The organism is Limnothrix sp. FACHB-1083, from assembly GCF_014696485.1.
Taxonomy (GTDB): domain Bacteria; phylum Cyanobacteriota; class Cyanobacteriia; order CACIAM-69d; family CACIAM-69d; genus CACIAM-69d.
This window is the reverse complement of the sequence record NZ_JACJQD010000003.1, coordinates 254446-272720: the sequence shown is the minus strand read 5'-3', so window position 1 is coordinate 272720 and position 18275 is coordinate 254446. Positions and strand designations below refer to the sequence as shown.

Annotated in this window: 12 protein-coding genes and 1 pseudogene; 5 read left to right on the top strand and 8 right to left on the bottom strand. The window is 54.2% G+C overall.

The window, feature by feature from the left end; translation table 11 throughout:
* Positions 1-77: 77 nt before the first annotated feature.
* On the top strand, positions 78-3800 hold the full coding sequence (locus H6F46_RS05370; protein WP_190353853.1) for a hypothetical protein: 3723 nt from the start codon (positions 78-80) through the stop codon (positions 3798-3800).
* Positions 3801-3870: 70 nt separating this feature from the next.
* Here H6F46_RS05370 and H6F46_RS05365 read toward each other — a convergent pair whose 3' ends face one another.
* The 5 genes from H6F46_RS05365 to H6F46_RS05345 all read right to left on the bottom strand — a co-directional run bounded on the left by H6F46_RS05365 (position 3871) and on the right by H6F46_RS05345 (position 9175).
* Positions 3871-6423, bottom strand: coding sequence for a DEAD/DEAH box helicase (locus tag H6F46_RS05365; protein ID WP_190353852.1), 2553 nt, complete (start codon positions 6421-6423; stop codon positions 3871-3873).
* An 8-nt stretch (positions 6424-6431) separates the two neighbouring features.
* Complete coding sequence (locus H6F46_RS05360) at positions 6432-6653, bottom strand: type II toxin-antitoxin system HicB family antitoxin (RefSeq protein WP_190353851.1); 222 nt, start codon at positions 6651-6653, stop codon at positions 6432-6434.
* On the bottom strand, positions 6640-6858 hold the full coding sequence (locus H6F46_RS05355) for a type II toxin-antitoxin system HicA family toxin (RefSeq protein ID WP_190353850.1): 219 nt from the start codon (positions 6856-6858) through the stop codon (positions 6640-6642). Before H6F46_RS05355 ends, H6F46_RS05360 begins: the two co-directional genes overlap by 14 nt.
* A 38-nt stretch (positions 6859-6896) precedes the next feature.
* On the bottom strand, positions 6897-8537 hold the full coding sequence (locus tag H6F46_RS05350) for a site-specific DNA-methyltransferase (RefSeq protein ID WP_190353849.1): 1641 nt from the start codon (positions 8535-8537) through the stop codon (positions 6897-6899).
* Between the two features lie 296 nt (positions 8538-8833).
* Positions 8834-9175 carry a carbon dioxide-concentrating mechanism protein CcmK gene (locus tag H6F46_RS05345; RefSeq protein WP_099532966.1) on the bottom strand — a complete coding sequence of 114 codons (342 nt, stop codon included), beginning with the start codon at positions 9173-9175 and terminating at the stop codon, positions 8834-8836.
* A 403-nt stretch (positions 9176-9578) separates the two neighbouring features.
* Here H6F46_RS05345 and H6F46_RS05340 point away from each other — a divergent pair, with 403 nt between their 5' ends.
* The 3 genes and pseudogenes from H6F46_RS05340 to H6F46_RS05330 all read left to right on the top strand — a co-directional run.
* On the top strand, positions 9579-11549 hold the full coding sequence (locus tag H6F46_RS05340; protein WP_190353848.1) for a family 10 glycosylhydrolase: 1971 nt from the start codon (positions 9579-9581) through the stop codon (positions 11547-11549).
* Positions 11550-11639: 90 nt separating this feature from the next.
* Entirely contained in the window at positions 11640-12395 is a 756-nt protein-coding gene (locus H6F46_RS05335) for a hypothetical protein (protein WP_190353847.1), read from the top strand.
* Between the two features lie 11 nt (positions 12396-12406).
* Positions 12407-12793: pseudogene (locus H6F46_RS05330) on the top strand (YraN family protein); the annotation flags it as partial.
* Positions 12794-13082: 289 nt separating this feature from the next.
* Here the strand turns inward: H6F46_RS05330 and H6F46_RS05325 are convergent.
* The 3 genes from H6F46_RS05325 to H6F46_RS05315 all read right to left on the bottom strand — a co-directional run bounded on the left by H6F46_RS05325 (position 13083) and on the right by H6F46_RS05315 (position 16141).
* Entirely contained in the window at positions 13083-13574 is a 492-nt protein-coding gene (locus H6F46_RS05325) for a low molecular weight protein-tyrosine-phosphatase (protein ID WP_190353845.1), read from the bottom strand.
* Positions 13575-13731: 157 nt separating this feature from the next.
* Complete coding sequence (locus H6F46_RS05320; protein WP_099532961.1) at positions 13732-14076, bottom strand: YbaB/EbfC family nucleoid-associated protein; 345 nt, start codon at positions 14074-14076, stop codon at positions 13732-13734.
* Positions 14077-14362: 286 nt separating this feature from the next.
* Entirely contained in the window at positions 14363-16141 is a 1779-nt protein-coding gene (locus tag H6F46_RS05315; protein WP_190353844.1) for a glycosyltransferase family 2 protein, read from the bottom strand.
* A 1073-nt stretch (positions 16142-17214) separates the two neighbouring features.
* On the opposite strand from H6F46_RS05315, the gene H6F46_RS05310 reads away from it, so the two are divergent.
* Complete coding sequence (locus H6F46_RS05310; RefSeq protein WP_190353843.1) at positions 17215-17982, top strand: MORN repeat-containing protein; 768 nt, start codon at positions 17215-17217, stop codon at positions 17980-17982.
* Positions 17983-18275 lie beyond the last annotated feature (293 nt).

Below are 18275 nucleotides of genomic sequence, written 5' to 3'. Positions count from 1 at the left end.
GGGAATGGCGGGGCGATCGGGTTAGGCTCATGGCGGTTGACCCCTCCTGAGCCGATCGTGTCCCTCCGACTCCCTTTATGGCTGACCTCGCTCCGCAACACCGCGACCACCTGCTAACCATTGAATTGGCTGTCCGCACCTCTGACCCCCGACTTTTGGAGGGGTTGGAGGTGTGGTTGCGTTTGGGGTTGGTGTCGGAAGATTGGGTGCGCGAAGTGGCCAGCACTTGGCTCACCTGTCCATTGCCCGCCATTGCTCGATCGCCCGTTGCTCCCGTTCCCAGACCCTCCCCCCAACCCGCCACCCAGTCCCCCGGTCGGCTGCGGGCCATTACGGCGGAGCTGAGCGTGGTTTGGTTGCTGCTGTTGGGGGCGTTTTTGGTGGTGGTGTCCTCCGCCTGGTTGGCGGCCAGCTTTTGGAGCCAAGTGGGAGGCGTGGGGCAATATGGCATCCTGCTGCTGTACACGATCTTGTTTTGGGGGGCGGCCCTCTGGACCGATCGCCAGGCCCGGTTGCGCCTGACGGGCCAAACCCTACGCGCCCTGGTGACCCTGCTGTTGCCGGTGAATGCCTGGGCCGCCGATGGTTTGGGGTTGCCCCTGTGGGGCTGGTTTGGAGCGGGCGCACTGTGGTTGATGATTGCCTGGACGATGGTGAGTCGGCGATCGGTTGCCCTCTTGATCCTGTTGGCCTGTGGATTGCATTGGAACTGGCCATCGGGCCAAGCTTGGGCTGGGGTGACGATTTGCGCGGGGTTCATTGCCCTGGCGGCCGCCTGGCCCGGCCGGTGGCAACTGCGATCGCGCCATCATCGGGCCCTGATGGCCGGTTCACTGCTGATTTTGCTGTTGCGGGCCCTGGCCACCCAGATCGCCAGCCTGGCCGATGTGGCGTTGGTGATGGGGGTGTCTGGGTTGCTGGTGATTTTGGATGCTCGCGAGGCGACCCGGGCCAAGGTGGGGCTGAATGGGTTTGGCTGGTTGCTGGTGGGCTTGGGTTGGTTGCTGGGGCAGACGGATGCCACGGCTCCTTGGCAGCAATTAACCTTGGCCCTGATTGCGGGAGGTCTGTTGTGGGAACGGTTGCAGCGATCGGGGCGGAAAGCGGATCTGTTGGGCTTAACCCTGGTGATGGCGGGAGCTTGCCGGGGAACCGCAGCCCTGTTGCCCGATGATTGGCGATCGAGCCTGTTGGTTGCGGTGCAATCCCTGCTGGAACTGCGGCAACCGGAACAGGTTTTGGGGTTGCTGTGGTTGCCTTACCCGATCGTGCCGGGGGGCCTGGCGATCGCCCAGCAGCGACGCGATCGCCCCGATTTGGCGAAATTTGGTTTGGGCCTAGCGCTGGGAATCCTGTTGTTGCTCAATGCCTACGCCCTCGCCCTTTGGCCCCATAACCTGCGGCTTTTGCCCCTCAGCTTGCTCACCACCGCCAGCTTCGGCCTGGTTGCCAGTCGATCGCCCTTGGGATCCCTGCTGCCCCAAGTCCTGGCCAACTGCACCCTCACGGCCGCCCTGGCCGCTGTTTATGCCCTGGCCCGGTTTGCCTTGCCCACCACCAGCGCCCCGATCGGTTGGGGGCAAGTCGGCATCGGAGCCGCCCTGGTTTTGTGGAGTTTGGTGGCGATCGGGGGTGATCGTTCCCCTTGGCAACCTTGGGTGAAAACCAGTTGGTGGCTGGGTCTTGGCCTGGCGGGTTTGAGCCTGGTGCAACTGACCCATGGGGTTTGGGAAACCGTCCCTGCACAGGTGGCGACCTCGGGCTTGCTCAGTTGGTTGGCGATTCCGCTGGCCCTGTTGGGGTTAGCGGCGATCGGGCCCGAAAGGTTCCGCAAAGCTGCCAAGGGCCTAGGGGCCGGAGGATTGGTCTTGGCCCAATCTCTGGCCATTTCCTCACCCCAGTCCCTCACTCTGTCCCTAGGTGTGGCCGGGTTGGCCTTGGGGGCCAGCTCCCTGCTGCCTGGGTTTCGACAAGGGTGGGTGGCCCTGATGGCCGTGACCTTTGGTTGGTTGTCCCTATCCGCCTTGACCGGGGCCGGCGTGGGGCCTTGGAGCGGGCTGGCCTTTGGCCCTTGGGTGACGTTGCAAAGTGGCCTGCTGGTTGTGGCTTGGGGGCTGTGGTGGTTGGCGGTGGGGCGATCAAATCCGCTGCTGCGTCTCTATGGCCAAGCTCTTGATCGCTGGGCCACAGCGGTGAGTTGGTTGCTGTTGCCCTTCACGGCTCTGCGGCTGTTGGTGTTGGCCCTGGACGGGGATCAGCCCCAGGCGCTTTGGGAAGGGTGGGTGATTGGGCTACTGTTGGGGGCGATCGGGTTTCGGTTGCTCACCAGTCGGCGGGCCGGTCGGCCCGCCGCCATTCCGGGGTTGCTCTGGGCGGGAGCCGCAGCCTTGGAATTGGCGGCGGCGGAAACCCTTCGCCAACTGAACGGCTCCCTCAGCCACTATGCGGTGGCAACGCTTGGGCTGGGGTTCATCTGCCTGTTTGCGACAGAGCGGTTGGGGCGACAGTTCCCCAGCCGTCGGTGGTTGCCCTTGGGCTATGGCCTGTTAACCCTGTTGTGGCGATCGAGCTATTGGGACGGTTGGACGGGCTTGCTGATGGTGGGGGTGGCGCTCATTGGCTTGCGGGTGGCCGCCCGGTCGCCCCATCAACGCTGGCTGAGTTACAGTTCCCTGGCGATCGCCTCCTGGGGTTGGGGTGAATTGGCCTTCTTTTGGACGGGCCATTGGTTGCCCGCCGGAACCACAACCGATGCTCTGGTGTTGTTTGCCGTCGTGGCAGGATTCCTGGCTTGGTTTTATGACCTTGGGCGCGATCGATGGGGGCGATCGCTCTTTGCCCTCAATGGCCGCACGCTGGCCTGGACAGCCCATGGCCACTGGCTGGTGGGCACTGGGTTTTCGGGCTTGCTGTGGCTGACGGCGGGCCCCACCCACGGCCCCTTGGCCTGGGCAGCCTTGGGATTGTTGGTGGCCTATCCCTGGGTTCAGGGGTGGCGCATCTCGGGCCTGTGGGTGGATCTAGCGGCTTTGCAAACGATCGCCTGGATCAGTTGGGGCCGCGCTTGGTTGCCTGGCTGGGCCGCCTTTGACCCCCATTGGGCTGTTCTGGCGGCCTTCAGCGCGATCGGGCTGGCGGTTTTGGGCCAAACCCGCTCCCCCAAAACCGCCTGGGAACGGGTTGCCCTTTGGTTGCCCGCCAGCATGAGCCTCTTACTGGCCGGGTCGATCGCCCCGCCCGCGCTGATGGTGGTGGCCGCCAGTTATGGTGCGTTGGCGGCCCTGTTACGTCGTCGCCGGTTGTATTACCTGGGGCTGCTGTTTGCCACCTGGTCGATTTGGCGGAGTCTGTGGCTGGCCGGTTCCATGGAAGCCCTGCTCTATGTGGGGCCCTTGGGCAGCAGCTTAATTTTGGCGGCGGAAATTGACCCCGCTTGGCAAGGGGCCAAGGGCCGGCCCCTGCGCCACGGCCTGCGATTGGCCGGCACGGGAATCATTGCTTGGGCGGCCTTCGCACAGCACAGCACCGATTGGGTGAGTCTGGTGTTGGCCCTCGGGGCGATCGGGGCCGGCATTTTTTGGCAAGTGCGCGCCTACCTGCTGATGGGATCCCTGTTGTTGGGAGCCGCCACCTTGGCCAACTTTGTGGAGCTGAATGCCCGGTGGTCGTTCCTGAAATGGTTGGTGGGGTTGGCGTTGGGCACGGGAATGATCTGGCTGGCGGCCACCTTTGAAACCCAGCGCGATCGAGCCAGGGCCCTGTTACAGCGTTGGTCAGACGACCTCGATCGCTGGGATTAAGGGTTGTAATCAGATGTACCAGCGAAAGAGATGCTTACTTTTGTGTATATTCCCATTTGGAGCAGGGAAACTATCCAAAGATTTCATTGATCTTCCGTTTCCACTCATCTTCAAAAATGAGTTTAAATTCAATGCGAGAACCAAAAAACTCTTGTCTCAGGTCTCTCCACTGCATTTTTTTGCCTAGCTCATTACAAATTTCAAAAATGGTTTGCTTATAATGAGTATCTTCATTTTTGAGGTGTAGACCCTTGCTCTCCAGTACATACACAGTTGAGCAGCTTGCAGCACTCTCAAAATTAGGCTCGGATATAACAAAGTCTGGATAGATTTTCCCTCTTTTCCAACCTTGAACATAGTAATCCTTCTTAGAGGCATTTCTATACCAAAAAAGGAGCTTTTCTTGCTCATCCAAATAGATCGCAATTGCCTTTTCCATATCGTTTAACTCTTCTTCGGGAACATAGTCAAATAGGCTACGTTGAATTGGGTCATGGTTTTCTCTAGTTAATTTCGGTGCACTTTTGCGAATATTAATTCGTGTGGGAATGTCTGAACTATGATCCATCACTAGAAAAAAGCAAAGTTGTTTACTGTCTAGCAAATCTCGAAAAACTTGTTCTGCTAAACGATCACATTCCTTGGCTAAAGCCTTCCGTAATTCTTCAATAATAAAAACCATATTATTAGCAATGATTTCCTCTGTATTGCCTGAGATCCTAGAGAGCGAAGAAAAAACCTCCTCAGCAACTTGATAAGCTATCCAAGGGTTGGGAATGATATCTAGGATTTGACGGGTGACGTGGACTAAATCTAGTTTTACGCTTGCTTTTTGAATTTGGCTTTCTTTTTTTGTGATAACTTCTTGTTCATACTGGCTTAATCCAATAGCAGAGGTTTCATCTTTTCCCTCTGCTTTAGAGAGGGGTAGTTTCTTGATTTCATCTAAATTGATCAATCCCCAATTAATTCGGCTCAGAATATCTATTTCATAACTGAGTTCGCGCCAGCCTTGAGGTTGTTGAATAACGAATCGAGGCAAATAAAGCTTTCCCTCAAATTTCTTGAACTGTTGCCGATAACCAACTTCTACTTTCCCGTCATCCACAACATCTTGAACAATATTTCCGGCAATATCACCCAAGCCTTCATTTTGCAAGCCAGATCGAATGCTACTAATCAAACCTTGTGCTTTTTGTTTAAAGCAGAAAACATAGCACTCATTTAAGGCTAAAAGTGCTTGTTGCTTCGGATCACTAGGATCTTGAATTCTAATTTTTCGGGCATAGGGTTGCCGAAGAATACGCCCCACTAACTGGGTAATCGCATTTTTTGAACTAGGGTTGGTTAGTACCGCTAACACATAGGCAAAGGAGCAGTCCCAGCCTTCTTGCAAGGCTTGCTTGGTGATGATGTAGCAGATCGGACAATCTTGGCTGAAGAGATCAATTCCCTCAATATCATCTTTCTCGCTGGATTTGATGGCGATCGCATCAGGGCTAATGCTACATTCTCGGATCAGAAAGTTCCTTGCATCCTCAGCATGGATGTAGTGAATATCGCCCCGTTGATCCTTGCCTGTACGCTCAACCTGAATCAAGCAAATGGGACGAATGTAGGTTCCGGTTCTGGCTTGATACTCCAATGCTTGTCTATGGAGTTCATCTCGTTTAGCAACGCTATCCCGTAGGCAATCTCTCCAGTCGTAACTGGCCTTATTGGTAAGGTGAATATCAAGCTTGATCATCTCCTCCCGGTTAAGTTCCTGTCCGCTAATGCTAATCAAGACATTGCTATTGGGTGGCGGAGTTGCTGATAGCTCTACGATAATGCTGGGATTGAAGTTACAGATTGTATCTTGAGCATTTTTACTATAGGCTTTGTGACCTTCATCAATTACGATTATGGGCTTGAGAATACGGAGAGTATTGCCGAGGGATGTTTTGATTTGTCTCCCGAAAAAGGAATGCTGTTCACCAAAACAGTCGAGATTAGGGAATTGTTCCAGTAATTTTTGATGATCGGGCAGGCGATCATCAGCAGGGAAAAAGGCATCAAATCCGGCGGAGTCCTGGAAAATTTTTAGAGTTTCTTTGTTTTGCCGATTGGCAGAGGGCAACATTAGCAGCAAAATGACTAGGCTTTCTTGAATGTCAGCCGGGGTAAATCGTTCGGTCTTCTCAACGATTTTGGTACGTCCCCCACTATTGAAATCCAAGACCTGACGATAGGGATGCTCGCGGGTACGCAGGGCCTTCAGAGTTTGTCGATAAATTTGGTTAGTGGGGACAATCCACAACACCAAGCCCGTCTGCTTTTTCAGGTAGTGAGCATTGATCAAGCCAATGGTATGGCTTGCAAGTAAGGTTTTGCCGCCCCCAGTCGGGACTTTGATGCAGAAATTGGGGAGGGGTTCGCCTAAGCCGTTATTCTTTTCGTGGTAAATCGCTCCCTGGAATGTTGTGCCTCCTTTGGCTTTTTCCCAAGTTCTCCGAGCGAAGTCGAACGCGATGTCTAGATCGATAGTAAGAGCCTTTTCATACTTGGTGCGAAATTCTGCCAAGTGCTCAAGGTAAACCTTGACCTCATTTATGCAGTGTTTTTGGTATTCCTTGAGTTCCATCTTAAGAATTAGGCAACAGCACAAACGGTACTGGGTTCAGGCAACAGTTCTCCAGAAGCTTCGTATGCCATGATCAGAGACTCAAGGGCTTCAATGCCCTGGGTGACAGCTTCCTCATAGGTTTCCCCGTGGGTGCGCCACTGCTGACCCGGAAAGTCAGGAAAACCGACCAGAAAGCAATCGTCTTCGTCTGACCACTGGATCACCATCTGATACTTAAGTTTGTTCATCATTTTGGTTTTCCTTTACTTGCTGAATGGCTCCCAAAATCTCTTTTTCTTGATAGGGTTTTGCATCTGCACCATCTTTACCAGAAACCGTTATTTTGCCTGGATAAAGTGAATGTATCCAGTTGGTATGACTCCCTTTTCCAGGAAGTTCTTCAAACCCCGCCTTTCGTAGCAACTGCTTCAATTCCCGAATCTTCTTTGGCATCACCCTGCATTCCTTGAATTTTCATGACTATTACCCTCCTATTCTTTGAATTTATAAATCTCAAAGGGAAGCTGGCAATATTCAATGCGATACCTTTCTAAAGTATCGGTGTCCAGATATTTCATGGGAGCAAAGACCAGCCGTTTTTTACAGTTGGGTTCAGGTAGACCTATTTTTTCCGCCTTGTCTAGATCTAGAGCGGTTGAGCGCAAGTAACTGAGATCAGGCCGATACAGCAGATAAACTTCAAACTCTTTATTTTCACCAATAAAATTTCGTTCTTGGTCAACTTTAGCGGGATCAAATTCATCTCCTGTGGCGGTATAGAATACATACCTTGCCAGGTCTTCATAGGCAGGCAAACTATCTCCTTTCAAAATTGCCTGCATCTCAATGGGTTCGCCCAATTCAAAAAATGAAAAGCTTCCACCTAAGCCATTCCTTAAAGCTTCATCTTTTGCCTTTGGGACACCTTGAATCACTCGCCGTACTCGCTCCGCTGTCAGCGACTCCGCATAACCTTCCATCTCAATCAAAATAAATTTTCGATTTCCTCCATCCTCTTGATTGAGGGATAAAACAGCATGAGCAGTTGTGCCTGATCCAGAAAATGAGTCCAGAATAATAGAATCTTCATCACTTCCAATTTGCAAGACTCTTTTGAGTAATTTTGATGGTTTAGGTGTAATAAAGTCCGAATTCTCGTCTGCGTCAGATAGAATTTCTCGAATTTCCTTTTTTGCCTCATCTGTATGACCAGCAAATTCATGCTGCCACCAAGTTGAAGGCACTATTTTTCCTTGGTTCTTCAGTAGGTGCTTATACCGTTTAAGTGAAGGAATAGATGATTTTCCATCTTTACCCCAATAGAGCAAATCCTTTTCAATATGCTCTCTATGTTTCTCTTTTGAATAAGCCCAAACTCTTGATCTGGATGGAAAAACGTGATCCCTGGTATTTGGGTTTTGTATTGAATAATAAAGATTTGGGCGTTCATCTGCTGATTTGTTACAGGTATAGTCACTTATTCTAAAAACGCCATGTTCATCCTCATATCGATATTGACTGTCATTCTTTTCTGTTCGAGGCAAAAGATTTCTTTTAAATTCATCAGTTTTACAGAAAATGACTAGATAGTCATGCATTGGAGCTATGCCTTGATGGTCATTCGCAATAGCATATTTCTTCTGCCAGATAACCCTAGCAACGAAATTTTCCTCTCCAAAAATCTCATCCATCAGCATTCGGAGGTGATGGACTTCGTTATCATCAATAGAAATAAAAATCACGCCATCATCCCGCAAAAGTTCCCGTAGCAACTTCAGACGAGGCATCATCATACAGAGCCATTTGTCATGGCGTGCCAAATCTTCTTTGTCAACCGGGCTATTGGCTTTGAGCCACTCCTGCATCATGGGCGAGTTGACATTATCGTTGTAGATCCAGCCCTCATTGCCTGTGTTGTAAGGTGGGTCAATATAGATACATTTCACCTTGCCTGCATAGGTTGGCAGCAGTGCCTTCAGTGCTAGCAGGTTATCCCCATGAATGATCAGGTTGTCGTGGAGGCTGATTTCATCCGTTAGGCTGGCAGCGGGATTAGGCACCAAATGATGATACTTGAGGGTCAGATGGTGATTTTGAACGTAAGACTTGCCTTTGAAATGAATTGTTGCCATTGCTGTATGAAATCCTTCTATAACCTCTCTCGGCTCTAGGTGGTTTTGCTATCGCAGCACGCAGCTCTTATCTCAATTGTTTCTAGACTAGCTTTCTCCTTTCCTATCTATTCAGGCTGTAATCGCCAAGGACAGCGCCCCTGCAGCCGCCCGGACAGACGGTTATGCAGCGGACGCTGATCAGATGTCGAGGCGATTTGCTGTGGTTCAACTAACGGTTAGGGTTGTTATCTGGCATCTTGATCTGTTGAGATTTTGTAGTTTCTCAGCAGTCCTTAATCAATTAGCCTTCAGCCCTAGCGCGAGGTGAGCAGGCGCGGGCCTTCCACCGCCACGCGATACTGTTCCACCTTGTCGTTGTATTCAATGGGCAGCACCGCCACCACATTCTCGTGGGGACGCGGGATGATCACCCACGATTCCACCACGCCGCCGAAGACGTTTTCGGCCGCCGCGATGCCCGCTTCAACGGATTGTTTAACTTCAGCCACTTCGCCGCGCACATTAACGGTGAAGCGAGCGCTGCCCACGCGGATATAGCCAACGAGGGTGACGCGCCCGGCCTTAACCATTGCATCGGCTGCGGCCAAGACGGCGGGGAAGCCTTTGGTTTCGATCGAGCCTACCGCTTGGGCCATGGGGCGCTCTCCTGTGAAAAGCCTAGCTAAATGAAAACAATGGGTTGCAAGAGTTGCAAGCTATGGAACCGCTTCAACCGGCAGCGGTCACAACCAATTGCCCAGCGCAAATTCAATTGCCCAACGCAAATTGCCGAACACAAACAGCGCCCGGAGTTGTGACGCGGGGTTGAGCGTCCACGCAACATTGTACGGGCGATTGGCGATCGCGGCGCTGAGTGTTTGGACTTCTTTGGGAATCTGGGGGCGATCGCCCGATTGAATCTTGCAATCGCAGTGATTTTTGATCCTAATCAGCGCCCCCTTGGCCGGGGCCCAAAAGGGGATCGGGCCATGGGGCGAAAGTTCAAGGCCATGCTAGGGTGCGAGAAGCGATCGCAGCGCAGCAAGGGATTGGAGGAGAATGGCGACGTTTGCAGACATCACCAACCACTGGGCCCAAGCTTTCATCGCGGCCCTGGCCGATCGAGGGTTGATTAGTGGATTTCCCGATGGATCCTTCCAACCGGATCGCCCCTTAACTCGGGCCCAATTCGCGGCCTTGCTGGTGCGATCGGTTGATCGGCCCCCCATGCGATCGCCCCGCAGCTTTCGGGATGTGGCCGCTAACCATTGGGCCCGAGCTGCGATTCAACAGGCTTGGGAACGGGGTCTGCTCAGTGGCTACCCGGACGGTTCCTTTCGCCCCGATGCCACGATCGTGCGGGCTGATGTGTTGGTGGCCTTGGTGAATGGGTTGGGCTTAACCGGCGGCGAAACCTTGGATCTGAGCCGTTTTTTTGATGATGCCGGAGCGATCGCAACCTACGCCCGACAACCGGTGCAGCGAGCCTTGCACCGTCGCTTGGTGGCGAATTTTCCCAACTTGCGGCAACTGCGCCCCAGCCAAGCCAGCAGCCGGGCGGAAGTGACCACCATGCTCTATCAAGCCCTGGTGGCCGATCGGGATTTCCCTGCGATCAACTCGCCCTACTTGGTGGAACCCGGGGAGCCGCCGCCCCAGTTGGTGAATCTGTCCCATCGACGGGAATTGCGAGCCGCTTGGATTGCCAGCGTGTGGAATGTGAATTGGCCGTCCAAGGCGGGTCTGTCCAGCGCCCAACAGCAGGCGGAATTGGTGACTCTGCTCGATCGAGCGGCGGCGGCCCGTTTAAACGCCATCTTCCTGCAAATTCGCCCGGAAGGAGACGCGCTTTACGACTCCAGCATTGAGCCTTGGAGCCGTTGGTTAACAGGAACCCAGGGTCGCGCACCCAATCCTTACTATGACCCGCTGGCCTTCGCGATCGAGCAATGCCGCCAACGCAACCTGGAACTCCATGCCTGGTTCAATCCCTACCGGGCCCGCACCTCCCTCAACGCCCCGATCGGCACCGGGAACCACGTGGAAGCTGTTTACCCCAACGCCGTTTACACCTACGGCACGCAGCGCTGGATGGATCCGGGCCTGCCCGAGGTGCAAAACCGAGCCGTGGATGTGGTGTTGGATGTGGTGCGGCGCTACGACATCGACGGCATTCACCTAGATGACTATTTCTATCCCTATCCCGTGGAGGGGCAAGAGTTTCCCGATCGCCAAACCTACTGGTCTTGGGGGGGTGGCAAAACCTTGGCCGATTGGCGGCGCGACAACGTAAACAAGCTGGTGAAGCGGTTGTCGGAACAGATTCGATCGGTCAAACCCTGGGTCAAATTTGGCATCAGCCCCTTTGGCATCTATCGTCCCGGAGAACCGGCGGGCATTGTGGGACTGGATCAGTACGATCGCCTGTTTGCCGATCCCAAATGGTGGCTCAAGGCCGGCTGGTTAGATTACGTTGCGCCTCAACTCTATTGGCGGATTGATCAAACGGCCCAAAGTTACCGCACCCTGCTGAACTGGTGGGTGCAAATTGCCAACGGGGCCCATGTTTACCCCGGCAATAACTTGGACAAATTGGGCAGCAGCAGCGCTTGGTCAGTGGCCGAATTTGAGCAGCAAATTACCCTCACGCGGGAACTGGCGGCCCAGCGGGCCTTGGGAAATGCGTTCTATAACATTGAGCCGATCGCGGAAAACCGCCAGGGATTTGCTGACCAACTGCGCCAGGAACTCTATGCCCAACCAGCCTTGCCGCCGGTTTTGAGGGCCACCGGCAACCCGCCGAGTCCGCCCACGGGGGTGAGGGTCAATGGTGGAGAACTCACTTGGGCTGCGGGTGGCGAAGGGTTGCGTGGTTGGGCCCTTTACCGACAACAGGGCAACAGTTGGACGCTCGATCTCCTGTTGGCGGCCGGAGCGCGATCGCTCGCCTTGGGGGCCGGAACCTATGCCCTCTGCGCCGTGGATCGATCGGCCCGTGAAAGCCAAGGGGTGGTGGTGACCCTGCGATGAGGCGGGTTGTCGGTTAACGTTGGCCCAGAAACCTGGGCTAACCGGGGCCGCCGCCACGGGGCGATCGGGTGATGTTGTGGAGAATTGAGCATGTTTCAGGTCGATTCAGTCTTTAACCGCGATCGATTTTTATTGCGACAAAAGTTGATGACCCTCTCGGAAAAATATGACGTTTGTGATGACCACGGAGACCCCATCCTGTTCATTGAACGGCCAACCCATTGGGCGCGTAGCTTGCTGGCGGTTTTGGCCGGTTTAGTTACCACCATCGTCATGATCGTGCTGCTGGCTCTTCTGATGTCGGTGATGCCAGAAAACTTGCAATGGCCCGTGTTTTTGATGGGAACGATCGTTATTTGCATCGCAGTTTTGGCGGTGATTGTGCTGATTTCACCCAAGCGTCATATCACCATCTATCGAGATGCCAGCAAACAGGAACCACTGATTAAAATCATTCAAGAGAAAAAATTTGAATGGTTCACGGCCACTTTCACCGTGCGCGATTTGAAAGGAGATTTAGCTCGATTTCGCAAGAACTATCTCTACGATCTATTTCGCAAACGGTGGCATTGCTATCGCCCCGATGGCTCACTGCTTTGCATAGCCTATGAAGATTCAATTGCCCTTGCATTGCTTCGGCGCTTGCTGGGGCCAATGTTTGGATTGTTGCGCACTAACTTTATTATTTGTGAAGCCAATCGAGAGCGGCAAATTGGAGAATTTAACCGCAAATTCACCTTGCTCGATCGCTACGTTTTGGATATGAGTGCGGATCTCAACCGCTATCTCGATCGCCGGATTGCCTTGGCTCTGGGCGTAATGCTCGATACGGGCGAGGGCCGCTAGGACATCAGCCTATGACCCCCCATTCCAAAGGTTCCGATCGCCGATCAACTGCGGCCCAATTAGGCGAATTGGGTGAAGCATTTGTGGCCGCTTGGTTGATGCAAGAGGGTTGGACGATCGAGGCGCGGCGATGGCGCTGTCGGGCCGGTGAGTTGGACTTGGTGGCGCGATCGGGCCAGGAATTGGCCTTTGTGGAGGTGAAAACCCGCAGTCCTGGAAATTGGGATCGCAACGGCGCGTTAGCCATCACCCCCGCCAAGCAACTGAAACTCTTACGAGCGGCGGAGTTGTTTTTCATTCAACATCCCCAGTGGGCCCATTTAGCTCGGCGGTTTGATGTGGCGTTGGTGGGGCGATCGCCTCGGGGAACAGTAGCTGGGGTTGAGGGATCAGTGATTCGGCCAATCACAGGATTAACGGAGCGATCGAACCCTCAATTGAACCTTAAGTTACCCCATGAGTTGATGCGTCAATCAACCAGCGGGTTACCCCATGAATTACCCAACGAATTCATTACCCTCGGAGAACCCACGCAGTTTCAGGGCCAAGCCCTGGTGTTATGGGACTATTGGCCTGGGGCGATCGAGTTTGATGGCTAAATGCTAAATGGTTGAATGCTGAATGGTCTAATTCTGAAGTTGGTGAACAGTTGTTTAATCCTGTGGTTAACCCGGCAGTTTCCTAATCCTAAGGAGGTGTAACCTTGCCTTCCTGAATTAGGGTTTCCAACAGTCCTTCACAGGCATCAAGCAACAAATCAATAACCTGTTGAAATCCTTCGGGGCCGCCATAGTAAGGATCAGGCACTTCCTTGAGGTCATGGTGGCGACAAAAATCGCACATCATTTTCACCTTGTCGCGATATTTGCGATCGGGATCGCGCGCCAAAATGCCCCAATAGTTATCCCGATCCATCGCCAAAATCAGGTCAAAATCCGCAAAATCAACGGAAGAAAATTGTCGCGCCCGCCCTTGCAGTTTGATGCCTGGGTGATTCGCCGCCGCCGCGCTCATGCGCCGATCGGGTGGCTCGCCCACGTGATAGGCTCCTGTGCCCGCCGAATCACACTCAATTTGCCCCTGCAAGCCGCGCTGTGCAATGAGATGATTCATCAAATTTTCGGCAGCGGGCGATCGGCAAATATTGCCCAAACAGACAAATAGCAGTTTGACAGGCATAGGGCACAGATGTCGCAGAGTCTAGCAAAGTGCCAAAGAAGGCAACTGAATTCGATGTGTCTCACTCACCGCAGGCCAGGGGCCGAAGCCCCTAGCCTTCTGCGATGTCGGAACAGCAGGCTCAGGGGCTGAGGAATTGATCGCAGATCTGTAGGGACTACATGCCCGGTAGCTGAAGATTAGCGGTCAGGGCTTCCATTCGTTGCCGCATGGTTTCTGTGGAAGCGGTGTAGGCGTTTTTCATGGCCGCAAAAACCAGATCCGACAAAACTTCAGCCCCTTCGCCCAAGGCTTCTGCGGAAATTTCTACGCGGAGGGGTTCTTGGTTGCCGCTCATCACCACCTTCACCAAGCCGTTGCCCGCTTGACCTTCAATTTCGGTTTTTTCCAGCTCTTCTTGCAGCTTTTTAGCATCTTCTTGCACTTGCTGGGCTTTTTGGATCGCTTGGGCAATTTCCTTCATTTTGCCCAAGCCGAAGCCAAATCCTTTGTTTTGCGACATAGGTGTTAGTCGCGCGGTCTGCGCGCAGTCAAAATCACGATAGGTTCAGAAACATTGGGTTGGACGGGCGATCGCACTCGATCGTTCTCCGGCCCTGGCCCCTGCTCATGCTATCACTGGCAGCGATCAACACAGCCGCGCCCCTAAGCGGTTGGTAGCCCAAGAATCCACTCCCATTGCGGAGCGATTCATCTTGATCGCATCCTGGTTTCATCCTGGCTTTGTTCTGGGTTCATTCTGGTTTCACTCCAGTTCGCCCTTGCTGTCACCCCGATCGCATCCTGATTCAGGGGTGAGGATGAGGCCGATCGCCCGGAGTCGCTGGCAAATCCAGCAGCACAAACCGCCGAACCTTCGGCCGGCGCATTGCCCGCCCGCCCCGTTGCCACATCAGCCCCCAAATGGCAGGGGAAAACAGCAGCGGCATCGACAGCGCCAAAGATTTCAGCCAACGCCCCTGATGCCACAATTGGCGAGCTTGCACGAACCGTAGTCGATCGATCCATTGGCGCAACCTTGGGGTCATGGGTGGTTTGGGCGGTTGTGGTTGTGGTTGCGGTTGTGGTGGGCTGGAGATTGGGGCAGCGGGCAGCGCGAGCAAAGGATTGCTGGTTGGTAAATAGCTCAGGCGACTTAAGCGATTCAGGCGACTCAGGCGATTCAGGCGATCGAGACGATTCCTGATCCGATCGCTGAGGGGGCGAGGGTAATTGGGATGACGGGGCGCACTGGAGTGATGGGGACTGTTTCGGCGCTGGGGATGATCTAAATGGTTCAGAAAATTTAAGTCCCGATCGAGCCAACGCCACAGTCGGGCCGCACGGCGCAGCAGCCAAGCCCGTCGCCGGGGCGATCGTTGGGCCCAACGCACCAAAGGATCGAGCCACAGGGCGATCGCCCAACGCATCACCACCGTTTTCACCACAAACAGAGCCGCTAAGGGGAACCCCTGCTGCCACAGTTGCCGCGCCAACTGCAACCGAAAACGCATCTGTTGCCAGCGCAGTTTGAACCACCCACCCCGCAGCAGCGATTGGGGCGATTGGGCCCGAATCCAGGCCTGAAGGCGGCGCTTCAGATAGCGTTGGGTGTCTCGATAGGTCCAGGTCAGGGCGTGGAAAATACGATTCAGCCGAGTCCGCAACATCAGGCCCCATCCCCGAGCCGATAGCAAACTGGGAGCAGCGATCGAGAAGGCCTTGAACCATTGGTAATGCTTAAGGGCAACCAATCCCCAATGCAGGCGCAGATAGGACTGAACCGCCTGGCTTTCGGGTAATTGTTGCTGAAACCGTTCGTTTACCAGCCCGTGAATTTTTTGTTTAATGGACCAATTGGTGTCAAACCGGCGATCGAACGAAAATTGCCGGTTATAGGCTCCGTCCCAAACGGTGCGATAGGCCAAGCACTGATTTAAAAAAATGGCATCGCCATATTCAGCAATGCGAATCCAAGCATCAATATCATCAAAATTGGTATCAAACTGAGAGTCCCAGCCCCGGGCTTGCAGAAAGGCCGATCGACGAAAGGCCACTTGTACCGGCGTACCAAACGGCACCATCTCCACCAACATGCCGTAGTGAATATCCTCTTGGGGAATGAAATAGGCTAAACCTGGCCCCGTGCGAGGGGTGTGCCCCATTTCATTGCCCTGTAAGTCCACCTGCAAGGCCTGGCAGGAGCACAGGGCCGCGGGTGGACGTAAACCTTTGCCACAGCGCTGATCGTGAATGCGAATTGCCCGCACAAACTCAGCAATGCAATTGGGATCAAGATAATCATCATCATCCAGCAACTTCACCCAGTCGCCCTTGGCCAGCTCCACACCTCGGTTCACGCTGGCTGAATGGCCCTGATTGATGCTGTTGCGCCAATAGACCAATTGGGCGCGTCGCTCGATCGGGAGGCTGAGTTGCAACTGAGCCACCCATTCGGGGGTATCGTCCCGGGAACAGTCGTCCACCACCACGACTTCACAGGGATAGCTTTGCCCCAAGGCAGAGGCGATCGCCCGATCGAGCAGCCGACGGCGGTTATAGGTAGCGATGACGATACTGAATTGCATAAAACGGCTGTGGGCAGACCCAGGCTACAGGGATGAGCCACGGCGCAGATCCCAGGGAAATCGCCTCAAGTGTTGCGGACTGGGGATGATCACCCGACCCGGCCAGGGCCTGGCCCTGAGGTGGTCAATCAACCAGCGCACATACTGCTTACTTCGATCGATGCTGATGTACCCTGCTCGGGACTAATTGGGCGGCATTTTCAGCATTTCAGACCCCAAGGGTGATCGCGGGAGGGAAGCCATCCGCAGCCATTGCCCCCCAAGCTAACGATGCCCCCCAAGCTAACGATGCCCCCAACAAGCGGGATCTGCGCTAATGCATCGCCACAACCCTGTCCCTAGTCATTATTCCCGCCCATTCTCCCAGCTAATCCATCAGCTATTCCATCGGTTATGCTCTATGTCTATGAGCAAAGCTGAGGGAACTAATCAAGGTTTCAAGCCAATCTCCCTCGTCCCTGATGGGAGTCTTAGATCGATTTTGAAGGGTTTTTCGACTGATTTTCTGTCGATTTTGTTTTTTGATCTGTTCTTGATCTGCAATTGGCCTTGAACGACTTAAGGATTGACTGCTTTGGGAGTTTGTAATCGCTTCATCATCATTTCCAAAATTGAAGGTCGGAAAGGTCAGCGTCCGATCGAGGCTTCAAACCTCGTCTCCATGGCCCAAGCGGAGACGAGGGAGCGGATTCTGAAACCAGCCTGCAAATGCACCACTGACTGGTGTGGTGATCATGATGAAGTTAACAAAACTTGGATCATTCAAAAATTAGGGTGAAAAATCAAGGTAAATCATGTGCTGGAATAGGTTGATTCTCACAAGAAAATCAACCAAGGTGATTATTTGATCACAGAGATCACAGACAGCCTAGGCAGACTCGATTTAAGATAACGATTTAATAGAAAATGCGTCAGGATTGCGATCAGCCAGCTACAAAAGACTTAGCTACGTCGCTCGCCACGCTCCCTAGGGGCGGTTGCTCAGAACGATTGCAATAGCTACTCATCTAAACCTTATGCGATCCAACTCAACTTGTTTGCCTTGGCCATGGGGTCGGGGTGTTGTGCTTCCGATGGTTCTGAGTGCCTGTGTTGGCACGATCGGGATTAGTCCAGCGGCGCGATCGGAAGAAGTGCGCCTATCCACCAATTCCGCCACCGCGTCCTGCGAGGAATTAGCCAAGGCGGCCATCTTCACGGGCCCAGGCAACTGCTTGGCGGCCAATGGCGATCGCTACGAGGGAGACTTTGTGGCGGGTCAGCGCACGGGGCGCGGCCGCTATGCCTATGCGGCGGGTGGGGTTTATGAAGGCCAGGTGGTGAACGGCAAGCTGCAAGGGCGGGGGCTTTATGTGTCGCCTGCGGGCGATCGCTATGAAGGAGACTTTATGGCGGGACAGTTCAACGGCCGCGGCAATTACCGCACCGCCAATGGTGATCGCTACGAAGGGGAATTTCGCAACAATGCTTTCCACGGTCGCGGCATCTATAGCTATGCCAATGGGCAACAGTTGGCGGGGCTGTGGGAAGGGGGCCGACTCAAGGAGGCCCAGCCGATCGAAGCCGTGCGCACGGCCTTGAACCAAGCGACTGAGCCGCGATCGCCTGAGCCGGTGACCCCTGCTCCGCGCACCGTACCGGCTCAAACCCCTACCCCCACGCCCCAGAGCCGATCGACCCCCACTTCTGAGGCCACCAATCCGCCAGCGGCGACTCAACCCACCCAACAACCCACCCAGCAACCCACCCAGCAACCCACGCCCAGCGCCAGCCCTAACCCACCCACCCAGCGGCGATCGGGCCTTGGTGAAACCACCGCACCGGATGTGTTAGCGCAATAGGCTGATCGGTTGCGCCTTGGTGGTGTAGCAGTTTCCGGCTCGATCGGGCCTCGGTGTGCTTGGGTTGCAACCGCTTCCTTGGGTGGCGGTTGTTTTTCCATGGAAATCTTCAATCAGAAGATCCGATCAGAAGAACTGTTGATTCACCCCAGAGCGGTAGAATGCATCCTGGCTGAGCGCCGGTTGTCTGCCATGGGCCCGCCTTCAATCCCCGAAGCAAGGCCCTGTTCGATCGCCAAACCGCCGCACCTTCGCTCTGACAAGCCCTCAGCCCGGCAATAGTCCTGTTGCCC